Here is an 11,829-nt window from a genome sequence, read left to right as displayed (position 1 = left end):
GCCACGGCCGGGTACGGCGGCCCGTCTGGGGCAGGATGGGTGTCATGGCTCACTCGCGCATCGCCGTCACCGGATCGACCGGACTCATCGGAGCGGCGCTGGTGCGCTCGCTGCGGGCCGACGGGCACGAGGTGGTGCGCCTGGTGCGCCGCCCCGCCCGCGCCGGTGACGAGGTGGAGTGGGACCCGAAGCGCGAGTACGTGGACACGGCGGGCCTGGTCGGCTGCGACGCCGTGGTCCACCTCGCCGGGGCCGGGGTCGGCGACCACCGCTGGACGGCGGCCTACAAGAAGGAGATCCGGGACAGCCGGGTGCTGGGCACCGCCGCGATCGCGGAGGCCGTCGCCTCCCTCGACACCCCGCCCGCCGTGCTGCTGTCCGGGTCCGCGATCGGCTTCTACGGGGACACCGGGGACCGCCCGGTGGACGAGGACGCGCCGCCCGGTGACGGCTTCCTGCCCTCGGTGTGCGTGGAGTGGGAGGAGGCCACGGCGGCGGCCGAGGAGGCGGGGGTGCGTACGGTGCACGCCCGCACCGGTCTGGTGGTCGCCCGCGCGGGGGGCGCCTGGGGCCGGCTGTTCCCGCTGTTCCGGGCGGGGCTCGGTGGCCGGATGGGCAACGGGCGGCAGTACTGGAGCTTCATCGCGCTGCACGACCACATCGCTGCCCTCCGGCACATCCTGGACACCCCCGAACTGACCGGTCCGGTCAACCTGACGGCCCCGGCGCCCGTCACCAACGCCGAGGTGACGGCCGCGATGGGCCGGGTACTGCGGCGTCCGACGCTGTTCACCGCGCCCGCGCCGGCGCTGCGGATCGTGCTCGGCGAGTTCGCCTCGGACGTGCTGGGCAGTCAGCGCGTGCTGCCCGCCCGGCTGCTGGACTCCGGCTTCTCGTTCGCCTTCCCCGAGATCGACTCCGCCGTCCGCGCGGCACTGCGCTGACCGCCGCACCGCACCGGCACACCCGTTCGGACGGGTGTGCGACCCCGTGCATCGGTGCACCGGTACGCGCGCGACTGCGCACGATCGGGCCACTCTCCTAGCCTCCTGACGTACGCACGCATTCCGGTGGGCGGTTGAGGGCAAGAGCCCCCCACCACTTGCTCCGAATCGGGGAGGGCACGTGCTCAGCACGGCACACCACGCGGACGTCGTCATCATCGGGGCCGGGATCGCCGGCCTGTCGGCGGCCCACCGGCTGACCAGCGCGGGGGTCAGCGTCAGCGTCCTGGAGGCCGGGCCCGGCGTCGGCGGCCGGATGGCGACCGACGAGGTGGACGGATTCCGGCTCGACCACGTCGGCCCGCTGCTCAACACCGCGTATCCGGAGCTCCGCACCACACCGGGGCTCGACGGACTGGTCCTGCGCACCTTCGATCCCGGCGTCCTCGTCCACAGCGGAAGCCGCCGCCACCGGACCGGCGAAACCCGGGGCACACCGCGCTCGCGCCGCACACGGGGCGCGCTCAAGGCGGCGCGCGCCCTCGCGAGCGCCCCCCGGCCGCCGCGTACCGGCGCCCTCACCGGCGCCATGGGCGGCGCGATCGACCACGCCCGGCTCGGCGCGGCCCTCTCCCGGCTCGCCGCCACACCCCCGGCCCGCGTCCTCGCCCGGCCCGAACGCGCCGCGCTGGACGCGCTGTCGGGCCGGCTGTCCGCCCGTACGCTCGACGGCTTCGTACGCCCGCTGCTCACCGCGCTGCTCAGCGACCCGGACCTCACCACCTCCAGCCGGTGCGCCGACCTCGCCCTGCGCTCCTACGCGAGCGGACGGCTGTGTGTACCGGAGGGCGGGGCGGGTACGCTGCCGGCACTCCTGGCCGCTTCCCTGCCGCCCGGCACCGTACGCACCGGAGTGCACGTCACCTCCGCCGACATCACCTCCGTACGCACCAAGGAGCACGGCGAACTGGGCTGCCGGTCCCTGCTGGTGGCCACCGGGGCGAGCGCGGCCGCCGAACTGCTGCCCGGACTGCGGCTGCCGTCCTTCCACCCCGTGACCGTGCTCCATCACACCGCGCCCGAGCCGCCGCCCACCGGCGCCTCGCTGCTCCTGGACGCCGACCGGTCCGGCCCGGTCGCGCACACCGCCGTGATGAGCGCCGTCGATCCGGTCCGGGCCCCGCGCGGCCGGACGCTGATCAGCTCCACGGTCCTCGGCACCCCGCCCGACGACCTCGACCGCACGGTCCGCGCCCATCTCGCCGCGCTCTACGGCGTGCCCACCGGGGACTGGGAGCTGCTGGCCGCCCACCACGACCCGGAGGCGGTGCCCGCGATGCCCGCGCCGCACGACCCGCACCGGCCCGTCCGGGTCCTCGCGGGCCTCTACGTCTGCGGCGACCACCGCGACACCGGCACCGTCCAGGGCGCCCTGGCCTCGGGCGCCCGCGCCGCCGCCTCGATCCTGCACGACCTCGGCGTGCGCCCGGCCGCCGGCCCCGCCCCGGCACTCCCCGAGGCGGCCTGACCGGCGGCTCAGCCCAGCGCCGCCACCCGCTCGCGGTAGCCGCGGACGGCGGCGGCGTCCCGGAAGGGCTCCAGCCTGCGCTCGAAGTCCCGTACGTACTCCGCGGCGCGCACGGAACGCATCTCGGCGGCCTGCTGGGCGGCCTCCGCCCCCAGCCGGCACGCCTGGTCCAGCTCCCCGAGCCCCAGCCGGGCGGAGGCCAGCACCACCCGGCAGAACAGCCGGCTGCGGGCGTACGCGGGGGCCCGCAGCTGGAGCGCGCGCTCGGCGTACTGGGCGGCGGTCCGGTACTGCTGGAGGTCGCGGTGGCAGTGCCCGAACTCGTCGGCGAGCTGCGCCTCGTCGAAGTGGCGCGCCCAGTGCGGCACGTCGTCGCCGGGGCGGGCGGTCTCCAGGGCGCGCTCGGCCCGCGCGAGGGAGGCCGTGCACGCCTTGGCGTCGCCGAGCACCGCGTGCCCGCGCGCCTCCACCGCGTGCAGCAGGGCGAGGACCGTGTGGGGCGCGGCCGATCCGATGCCCTGCTGGGCCACCCGCGCCAGCTGGACCGCTTCCCGGCCGTGCGCGAGATACACCGCCTGCCGGCTCATGGTGATCAGGACGTAGCTGCCGTAGGCCCGGTCACCGGCCGCCTGCGAGAGCCGCAGCGCCTGGACGAAGTAGCGCTGGGCGAGGCCGTGCGCCGCGATGTCGTACGAGGTCCAGCCGGCCAGCCTGGTCAGATCGGCGGCCGCCGCGAACAGCCGCCGCCCGGTCGCCTCCCCGTACGTGCCGCGCAGCATCGGCTCCGTCTCGTGCTCCAGATACCGCACGAGGGCCTGCCGGGCGTGCCCGCCGCCGTAGGCGTGGTCCAGGGTGCGGAACAGTTCGGCGACCGACCGGAGCGCGGCGACGTCCCCCTCGCCGACCCGGAGGCCGGAGCCCCGCTCGGTCTGCCGCTGGCGGGGCACGCCCGCGCCGGCCGGGGCGCCGGGCGGCGCGGGGGCCCCGCCGGGCCGCGACGGGACCGGCCCCCGCACGCCGTGCCGCCCGCCGCCCGGACCGGGCGCGCCGCCCTGCTCGGGGACGACCGGGGCGGCGCCGTGCGGCGGGTACGGGGCGGGGGCGGCGGGCGGCCTCGGGGCGCCGGTCCGGCCGGGGGCGGCGGGCGCGGGGCGGGCGACCCACTCGTCGGCGCGGCCGATCAGCCAGTCCCGGCTGGGCACGACGAGCCCGGCCGGGGTGAAGGCGATCTTCCGCAGCTCCGTCTGGCTGCCGGAGTCCTTGCGCCACAGCCCGCTGACGATGTCCACCGCCTCGGCCGGGGTGGCGGCGAACTCCAGGCCCGCGTACACCGGGGCGCAGGCGTCGAGCCCGAGGTCCTGGGCGGAGAGCCGGCGGCCGAGGCGGCGGGTGAAGACCTCGGCGATCAGCGCGGGGGTGGTGCCCCGGGGCTGCTGGCCACGCAGCCAGCGGGTGACCGAGGTCTTGTCGTACCGCAGGTCGAGGCCGTGTTCGAGGCCGAGCTGATCCACCCGGCGGGCGAGGCCGGCGTTGGAGAATCCGGCCTCGGTGATGAGTGAGGCGAGCCGACGGTTGGGGGTGCGCTGCGGTGGTCGTTCCGACATCAGCTGTAGGGTCTCCTGCCTTCGGGGCCGGGCGGGCAGCCCTCTGGGCCTCCTCTGACGAACGGCGCGAATTTAGCCCTCGGCGCGGCAGCGACAGCACCGTTCGCTCCACATTCATCCGATCGTGTGAGGATTGTGGACGGCGCTGACGGGAAGACCTGCCGGGCCGCCGCGTCGCCGCCGGTCGTACAGTGGCCGGGGTCTTTCACGAAAGGCCCGGGCGCGATTCGTGCAGGGTGACGCGGTACCGGGGAAATCCTCCGGCCCACGCCGCCGCGAGGAGAGAGGCTGCTGCCGTGACTGAGCTCCGGTTCGTCCACATGGGTTTCGGCGAGAACGCCGTCGACTACCAGGAGGCCTGGCAGAAGCAGCGCGAGGTGCACGCGGCCCGGTTCGAGGACACCGTCCCCGACACCTGCCTGCTCCTGGAGCACCCGCCCGTCTACACCGCCGGCCGGCGCACCGAGGACAGCGAGCGCCCCCTCGACGGCACCCCCGTCATCGACGTGGACCGGGGCGGCAAGATCACCTGGCACGGCCCCGGCCAGCTCGTCGGCTACCCGATCCAGAAGCTCCCGCGCCCGGTGGACGTCGTCGCGCACGTGCGCCGCCTGGAGGAGGCGCTGATCCGTACCGCCGCCGAGTTCGGCGTCGCGACCAGCCGGGTGGAGGGCCGCAGCGGCGTCTGGGTCCTGGGCGACCCGGTCGAGGAGCGCCCCGCGGTCGGCGGCCTGACGCTGGACTTCGACCCGCGGCTGCGGGACGAGGAGTTCGACCCCCGGCTCAACGGCCCGGACTACGCCCCGTCCAACGCCGGGCAGCGCCGCGAGGACCGCAAGCTGGCGGCGATCGGCATCCGGGTCGCCAAGGGCGTCACCATGCACGGCTTCGCGTTCAACGTGAACCCCGACAACACCTGGTTCGACCGGATCGTGCCCTGCGGCATCCGCGACGCCGGGGTCACCTCGCTCGGCTACGAACTGGGCCGCGACATCACCATCGCCGAGGTCCTCCCGGTCGTCGAGAAGCACCTGAAGGACATCCTGGAGAACGCCGAACCGGCCCCCCGGACGATCGCGCGGCCCGACGACGCCATGGCCACGGCGTGACCCACGGAACACATCGCCGGGAATAGGCCCCACCTGCCACAGGTTGGGCAGACGTAAAGCCGAATGAACTACGGGCGTACCCTGGTGTTCGCCGAAGAATCCAATGCAGTGAAAGCAAAGGGGAGTGCCGGAGTGTCTGTCGCACCTGACGGGCGCAAGATGCTGCGCCTTGAGGTCCGGAACAGCCAGACCCCCATCGAGCGCAAGCCCGAGTGGATCAAGACCCGGGCGAAGATGGGCCCCGAGTACAACCAGCTGCAGAAACTCGTCAAGAGCGAGGGTCTGCACACGGTGTGCCAGGAGGCCGGCTGCCCCAACATCTTCGAGTGCTGGGAGGACCGCGAGGCCACGTTCCTCATCGGCGGCGACCAGTGCACCCGGCGCTGTGACTTCTGCCAGATCGACACGGGCAAGCCGCAGGCGCTGGACCGGGACGAGCCCCGCCGCGTCGGCGAGTCGGTCGTCACGATGGACCTGAACTACGCCACGATCACCGGCGTCGCCCGCGACGACCTGGAGGACGGCGGCTCCTGGCTCTACGCGGAGACCGTGCGCCAGATCCACGCGCAGACGGCGGACCGGGAGGCCGGCCGCACCAAGGTCGAGCTGCTGATCCCCGACTTCAACGCCGAGCCCGCCCAGCTCGCGGAGGTCTTCTCCGCCCGCCCCGAGGTCCTCGCGCACAACGTGGAGACGGTGCCGCGCATCTTCAAGCGCATCCGCCCCGGCTTCCGCTACGAGCGTTCCCTGGAGGTCATCACCCGCGCCCGCGAGGCCGGCCTGGTGACCAAGTCCAACCTGATCCTCGGCATGGGCGAGACCCGCGAAGAGGTCAGCGAGGCGCTGCGGGACCTGTACGAGGCGGGCTGCGAGCTCATCACGATCACGCAGTACCTGCGGCCGTCGGTGCGCCACCACCCCGTCGAGCGCTGGGTGAAGCCGCACGAGTTCGTGGAGCTGAAGGACGAGGCCGACGCGATCGGGTACTCGGGCGTCATGTCCGGGCCGCTGGTCCGCTCCTCGTACCGCGCCGGCCGGCTGTTCCAGCAGGCGATGGACCGGCGCGAGGCGCAGGTCGCGGCGCGGTCCGCGTAGGCGCGTTCCGGGGCCCGTGTCCCGGGCGGTCCGTCCGCGTGACCGCGCGGACGGACCGCGCCGGGGTGCGCGGGGCGCGTACCGAGGTTTCATGGGTGTGTGACCGTGCGGTCATGCGCCGGTAACGCCCACTGGTGACCCTGGACACAGGCACCCGCACTTCGTTCCGAGGGGACTTCCACGATGCAGGCCGCGCCGGTACGCGCCACCGTCATCCCGACCGTCACCGGTGCCCTCCGCGCCGTCGAGTCGCTGCTGCTCGGCCGCGGCCAGCGCACGGCCCGCCGCAACGCATGGACGGCCGTCCTGGCGGACCGCCGCCGGGCCGAGGACCGGGCGGAGTCCGGCTACGTACCGCAACGGGAGGCCGCGGCGGCCCGCCGCTCGCGGGCCACGTAAACTTCATTGCATGGCGAGGAAGGCAAAAACCACTGAAGGCGCGGACAGCGCCGAGAACGCGGGGCGGCTCAAGCAGATCGCTCTGACCTACAAGATGACCAAGCGGACCGACTCCAAGATCGGTCTTGTGGTCGCGGGTGTGGGAATCGTCACCTTCGGTGTGATCCTCGCGATCGGTTTCCTGATCGATCACCCGGTCTACCTGGGCATCCTCGGGTTCGTGCTCGCCCTCCTCGCGATGGCGATCATCTTCGGGCGCCGCGCCGAGCGCGCCGCCTTCGGGCAGATGGAGGGCCAGCCGGGCGCCGCCGCCGCGGTGCTCGACCGGGTCGGCCGGGGCTGGACGACCACCCCCGCGGTCGCGATGAACCGCAACCAGGACGTCGTCCACCGCGCCGTGGGCAAGGCGGGCATCGTGCTGGTCGCCGAGGGCAACCCGAACCGGGTGAAGAGCCTGCTCGCGGCCGAGAAGAAGAAGATGGCCCGGATCGTGGTCGACGTCCCGGTCCACGACATCATCGTCGGCAACGGCGAGGGCCAGGTGCCCCTCAAGAAGGTGCGCACCAAGATGCTGAAGATGCCCCGCGTGCTGACCGGCCCGCAGGTCACGGCCGCCAACGACCGCCTGCGCGCGATGGGCGACCTGATGAGCAACATGCCCCTCCCGAAGGGGCCCCTCCCCGGCCGCGGTGGCGCCGGGCGCCCGCCGCGTGCGCGCTAGTCACCACTTTCAGCGAGAACCACTCCAGGCCGTACCTCGCCTGTCATCCGCATCTTGGGAAGCCTGTGACGGGGCGCCGGTGGCGCCCCGTCACTGTGCTTCATGATCTCCATGACGCGCTCCCAGCGGCCCTGCCTGCTCCATCGGTTCCAGTGGCCGATGAGCCCCTTGAAGCCGGCTTCGGCCTCCAGGACCGGCCACGACGCTCCGGTGAGCGCTTTTGCGAGGAAGACCTCGAGAACTGTTCTCGGAGCCGGTCCGCCCGCCTGGCGCGGCACCAGGCCGCCGTGGGCGAAGCCTTCCGCTTCCGCGATCCGCCGCCACACCTCGTCGGACAGGGCGGGCACGTCCCTCCCCCGCTCCCGGAACCACTCACCGATCGGGCAGCCGAGCCCTCGGCGCATCGCCGGCGGATTCTCCAGCACCCTCACCGTAATACCCAGCAGGCCGAGCCACTCACCCTGCTGTTCCTTGGTGAAATGCTCCAGGCACCCGTGCGCGGACAGCACCGCGCCTTGGCCCACCTCCGCTCCCTGCTCGGCCTCCTGAGCCTCCGACCGCCAAAGAGCGATCTCATCCCTTTCTCCCCGCAGCTGCTCCAGCTCCGCGAAAAGGGGACGGAGACTGCTCTCCGCAACGGTTTCAGGAAGGCCGCCGAGAAGGCCCCGGATGATGTCGTACCGCTCGGCGATCTTCCGGTCCAGCGACGCCAGGCGTGCGGAATAGTCGACCTTCGACGCGGCACCGGTGCTCACCAGCCCCGTTCCGCCGCCGAACAGTGCACAGACATGGCCCCACACCCATTCCTCGACGCCCTGAGCAAAGATCTGGGAGCAGGAGCATGTCGCGGCACCGGCGTACTCCGGCCTCTTGCCGTTGCAGACGTAGTGCACGCTCTCGTTCTCGTGGGGGCTGCTGCCCACGTAGTGGTGACCGCAAGGGCTCAGCAGGCGAGTGGAGAGTGGGTACGCCCGTCGGCGGACCGGGTTCCGGCGAAAGGTTCTGCCCTTCGCGCCCCGCAGCTCCGACACCTCGTCCGGAGTGAACACGGGCGGCACGTGCAGAGTGACGGACGCGCCCCAGAGCGGAAGGCCGTCCGGACCGATCTGTGCGCCGTTCTTCCCGCTTCGGAAGACGAATCGGGCACTCAGGAGATCCTCGTCCGTGAGGCGCCCCCGGATATTGGGGCCGCTCCACGGCTTGCCCGAGCGAGTGAAGAGCCCTTCCGCGTTCAAGTGGAGAGCGACTTTCTCCCAGTTCCTCTTGAACCGCACGGCGGCACGGCGCGCCTCTCGGAGCACGTCGGCCTCGTGGACGGCTTCGCAGGGGTCGGTGCGGGTGCACGCCTCTCCCCCGTCGCAGACGTCGAGCACAAGCCGCTGCTCGCCCTTGATTCCCTGATTGGCGATGCGATAGCCGTAGCGGGCCTGTCCACCGGGGAAGCCCCCGGCTTCCGCCTTTTCCTGGATACCGCCCTGAACTCGCCTGCGGATCTTGGCAAGCTCCTTGAACGCGTCCTCGGCCTCGTCACGCATGCGGGACTCGCCCGCTTCGGTGGTGTTGTCGATGTCCTGGTCGACAACGGCGACGAAGACCCCCAGGTCTTGAAGGCTCCAGACCCATTCCCAGAAGACCCGCTTCTGCCGGCCGATGGCGCGGGTCTCGTAGACGCAGACCAAGTCGAACGGACGCGGCTCCCGCGCGGCGAGTTCCATGAGCCTCGCCGCCCCGTCACGGAGCCTCCAGGGACGGGTACCCGGTGCAGACTCGTCCACGAACGTCCCGACGTGAGCCCAGCCCTTGCCTGCGGCATACGCTGCGGTCCGCCTGCCCGTGTAGGCGATCCCGTAGCCCTTTGCCTGCTCTGCGGTCGAAACACGCAGATAGTCGACGGCCCGGAGCGGGACTCCGGCCGGAGCCTGGGCTGTGACGCTGATTGCAGACATGACAGACTCCCGCATGTCAGTCCTCCGGTTCCTGGCGGATGTTCCATGCCGCTGGGGGGAAGACCACGAGCAACTCGGGCCGGCCGGTCGCCGGGGGCGGCGTACCGCCGCTCCAACCGCATCGAACGTGCAGAAAATGCGTGTGTACGGGTACGGGTCAGGCGCGGATCTGTACGGCTCGGGCCAGGCGGTCGTGGAGGCCGCGGCCGTCGCGGTCCCAGACGAGCGCCGGGATGGCCAGGCAGAGCAGCACGCTGCGCAGAAGCACGCGGACGGGGCCGAGGCGGCCGCCGTCCTCGGCGATGACGCGGACGCCCATGAGGCGCTTGCCGGGGGTGCAGCCGATCGTGCCGACGGTGAGCACGCTCATCACGAGGAAGACGGCGAGCGCCCAGTTCCCCGCCGTCTGCTGGTCACCGCGCGCGATCAGGCCGTATGCGATCAGCATGCACAGCGCCCAGTCGATGAAGAGGGCTCCGAAGCGCCGGCCGAGCGGGGCGATGGCGCCGGGCCCCTCCTCGGGGAGGCCGAGCCGCTTTCCCCGGTATCCGAAGTCGGCGCCCATCTCCTCGGCGGCCGCGCGCGGCCCCGAGAGCCACGATCCGATTGCTTGCCTGTTGTCCACCCGACCACGGTACTGCGCCGGGCCGCACGCCTTCGCCCGTGGGGGCGAACACGGCCCGCAGCACCCGCGCCGGTTAACTTCCGCGAAACAAATGGGTCATGCTTGAGAAATCCGGTCTGCCTATGGTCGGGTCCAGCGTGTGCCACCGCACTGGCCACAACGAGCTGCAACCCCGACCCCTCCCCGGGCCGGGAGTAGGAGGAGTTGGATGTTCCAGAACGCCGACGACGCGAAGAAGTTCATCGCCGACAATGACGTCAAGTTCATCGACGTCCGGTTCTGCGACCTGCCCGGCGTGATGCAGCACGTCACCGTCCCGGCGGCGACCTTCGACCCGGCGGAGGAGCTGGCCTTCGACGGCTCCTCGATCCGCGGCTTCCAGGCCATCCACGAGTCCGACATGTCGCTGCGCGCGGACCTGTCGACCGCCCGCGTCGACCCGTTCCGCCGCGACAAGACGGTCAACATCAACTTCTTCATCCACGACCCGATCACCGGCGAGCAGTACAGCCGCGACCCGCGGAACGTGGCGAAGAAGGCCGAGGCGTACCTCGCCTCGACCGGGATCGCCGACACCGCGTACTTCGGCCCGGAGGCCGAGTTCTACGTCTTCGACAACGTCCGGTTCCAGACGTCGGCGAACGAGAGCTTCTACCACATCGACTCCGAGGCCGGCGCCTGGAACACCGGCGCGCTGGAGAACAACCGCGGCTACAAGGTCCGGTACAAGGGCGGCTACTTCCCGGTCTCCCCGGTCGACCACTTCGCCGACCTGCGCGCCGAGATGTCCCTGGTGCTGGAGGAGAGCGGTCTGCAGATCGAGCGCCAGCACCACGAGGTCGGCACCGGCGGCCAGGCGGAGATCAACTACAAGTTCAACACGCTGCTCGCCGCGGCCGACGACCTGATGCTCTTCAAGTACATCGTGAAGAACGTCGCCTGGCGCAACGGTAAGACCGCGACCTTCATGCCGAAGCCGATCTTCGGCGACAACGGCTCGGGCATGCACGTCCACCAGTCCCTGTGGGCCGGCGGCGACCCGCTGTTCTACGACGAGCAGGGCTACGCGGGCCTCTCGGACACCGCCCGCTACTACATCGGCGGCATCCTGAAGCACGCCCCGTCGCTGCTGGCCTTCACCAACCCGACGGTGAACTCCTACCACCGCCTGGTGCCGGGCTTCGAGGCGCCGGTCAACATGGTGTACTCGCAGCGCAACCGTTCCGCCGCGATGCGTATCCCGATCACGGGCTCCAACCCGAAGGCCAAGCGCGTCGAGTTCCGCGCCCCGGACCCGTCGTCCAACCCGTACCTGGCGTTCTCGGCCCTCCTGATGGCCGGCCTGGACGGCATCAAGAACAAGATCGAGCCCGCCGAGCCGATCGACAAGGACCTGTACGAGCTGGCTCCCGAGGAGCACGCCAACGTCCAGCAGGTCCCGACGTCCCTGCCGGCCGTCCTGGACGCCCTGGAGGCGGACAACGAGTACCTCCAGGCCGGCGGTGTCTTCACGTCCGACCTGATCGAGACGTGGATCGACTACAAGCGCACCCACGAGATCGCCCCGATCCAGCTCCGCCCGCACCCCCACGAGTTCGAGCTCTACTTCGACCTCTAGGAATCGCGACCGGGACGACGCGCCGGGTCTGCGCAAGCACGCCCGTACGGACCGCCGGAACTCGACGGCGTACCGGTCACAGTTCCACCGGGACAAGAGCCCTGCCACTCTCCACGGAGAGAGCGGCAGGGCTCTCTGCATAGCCTTTCAACTTCTGACTGAATGTGCCGGTTCGTATCTCATAGCGCCCTATCGTGCGGTAGCGACATGGTTTGCCATCCGTCCAAGCCGTGCGCGCTT

General features: G+C 71.7%; 10 protein-coding genes. 7 read left to right on the top strand and 3 right to left on the bottom strand.

The annotated features are described in order from the left end of the window. Positions 1–44: 44 nt before the first annotated feature. Both DNK56_RS09715 and DNK56_RS09710 read left to right on the top strand, forming a co-directional pair. Complete coding sequence (locus tag DNK56_RS09715; RefSeq protein WP_111332445.1) at positions 45–944, top strand: TIGR01777 family oxidoreductase; 900 nt, start codon at positions 45–47, stop codon at positions 942–944. Between the two features lie 181 nt (positions 945–1,125). Next, positions 1,126–2,472: an NAD(P)/FAD-dependent oxidoreductase gene (locus DNK56_RS09710; protein WP_111332443.1), complete on the top strand. Its 1,347-nt coding sequence runs from the start codon at positions 1,126–1,128 to the stop codon at positions 2,470–2,472. An 8-nt stretch (positions 2,473–2,480) separates the two neighbouring features. Here the strand turns inward: DNK56_RS09710 and DNK56_RS09705 are convergent, their stop codons facing one another. Continuing rightward, entirely contained in the window at positions 2,481–4,076 is a 1,596-nt protein-coding gene (locus tag DNK56_RS09705) for a regulator (RefSeq protein ID WP_111332441.1), read from the bottom strand. A 296-nt stretch (positions 4,077–4,372) separates the two neighbouring features. Here DNK56_RS09705 and lipB point away from each other — a divergent pair, with 296 nt between their 5' ends. The 4 genes from lipB to DNK56_RS09685 all read left to right on the top strand — a co-directional run bounded on the left by lipB (position 4,373) and on the right by DNK56_RS09685 (position 7,400). Then, on the top strand, positions 4,373–5,185 hold the full coding sequence (lipB, locus tag DNK56_RS09700) for a lipoyl(octanoyl) transferase LipB (protein WP_111332439.1): 813 nt from the start codon (positions 4,373–4,375) through the stop codon (positions 5,183–5,185). A 159-nt stretch (positions 5,186–5,344) separates the two neighbouring features. Next, a complete protein-coding gene (gene lipA, locus DNK56_RS09695) occupies positions 5,345–6,280 on the top strand; it encodes a lipoyl synthase (RefSeq protein ID WP_111332437.1) in 936 nt (311 codons plus the stop codon). Between the two features lie 183 nt (positions 6,281–6,463). After that, a complete protein-coding gene (locus DNK56_RS09690; RefSeq protein WP_111332435.1) occupies positions 6,464–6,679 on the top strand; it encodes an SCO2195 family GlnR-regulated protein in 216 nt (71 codons plus the stop codon). A 10-nt stretch (positions 6,680–6,689) separates the two neighbouring features. Continuing rightward, a complete protein-coding gene (locus DNK56_RS09685) occupies positions 6,690–7,400 on the top strand; it encodes a DUF4191 domain-containing protein (RefSeq protein ID WP_111332433.1) in 711 nt (236 codons plus the stop codon). Here DNK56_RS09685 and DNK56_RS09680 read toward each other — a convergent pair. Both DNK56_RS09680 and DNK56_RS09675 read right to left on the bottom strand, forming a co-directional pair. Continuing rightward, positions 7,397–9,346 (bottom strand): recombinase family protein, encoded by a 1,950-nt coding sequence (locus DNK56_RS09680; protein WP_158558534.1) that lies wholly within the window; start codon positions 9,344–9,346, stop codon positions 7,397–7,399. The genes DNK56_RS09685 and DNK56_RS09680 overlap by 4 nt on opposite strands. Positions 9,347–9,503: 157 nt before the next feature. Continuing rightward, positions 9,504–9,971 (bottom strand): RDD family protein, encoded by a 468-nt coding sequence (locus DNK56_RS09675; RefSeq protein WP_111332429.1) that lies wholly within the window; start codon positions 9,969–9,971, stop codon positions 9,504–9,506. Positions 9,972–10,179: 208 nt separating this feature from the next. Between DNK56_RS09675 and glnA the strand changes: the two genes are divergently transcribed. Continuing rightward, positions 10,180–11,589 (top strand): type I glutamate--ammonia ligase, encoded by a 1,410-nt coding sequence (glnA, locus tag DNK56_RS09670; RefSeq protein WP_111332426.1) that lies wholly within the window; start codon positions 10,180–10,182, stop codon positions 11,587–11,589. Positions 11,590–11,829: the final 240 nt, after the last annotated feature.

It is taken from the genome of Streptomyces sp. AC1-42W (genome assembly GCF_003248355.1).
In the GTDB taxonomy this organism is placed as follows: Bacteria; Actinomycetota; Actinomycetes; order Streptomycetales; family Streptomycetaceae; genus Streptomyces.
The sequence above is the reverse complement of the archived record's forward strand: the minus strand, read 5'-3'. Positions and strand labels throughout refer to the sequence as shown.

What these genes read in the sequence shown, in the direction of transcription:
- DNK56_RS09715 (WP_111332445.1), top strand. Translation starts at nt 45, where the DNA reads ATGGCTCACTCGCGCATCGCCGTCACCGGATCGACCGGACTCATCGGA.
- DNK56_RS09705 (WP_111332441.1), bottom strand. Translation starts at nt 4,076, where the DNA reads ATGTCGGAACGACCACCGCAGCGCACCCCCAACCGTCGGCTCGCCTCA.
- lipA (WP_111332437.1), top strand. Translation starts at nt 5,345, where the DNA reads ATGCTGCGCCTTGAGGTCCGGAACAGCCAGACCCCCATCGAGCGCAAG.
- DNK56_RS09690 (WP_111332435.1), top strand. Translation starts at nt 6,464, where the DNA reads ATGCAGGCCGCGCCGGTACGCGCCACCGTCATCCCGACCGTCACCGGT.
- DNK56_RS09685 (WP_111332433.1), top strand. Translation starts at nt 6,690, where the DNA reads ATGGCGAGGAAGGCAAAAACCACTGAAGGCGCGGACAGCGCCGAGAAC.
- DNK56_RS09680 (WP_158558534.1), bottom strand. Translation starts at nt 9,346, where the DNA reads ATGTCTGCAATCAGCGTCACAGCCCAGGCTCCGGCCGGAGTCCCGCTC.
- glnA (WP_111332426.1), top strand. Translation starts at nt 10,180, where the DNA reads ATGTTCCAGAACGCCGACGACGCGAAGAAGTTCATCGCCGACAATGAC.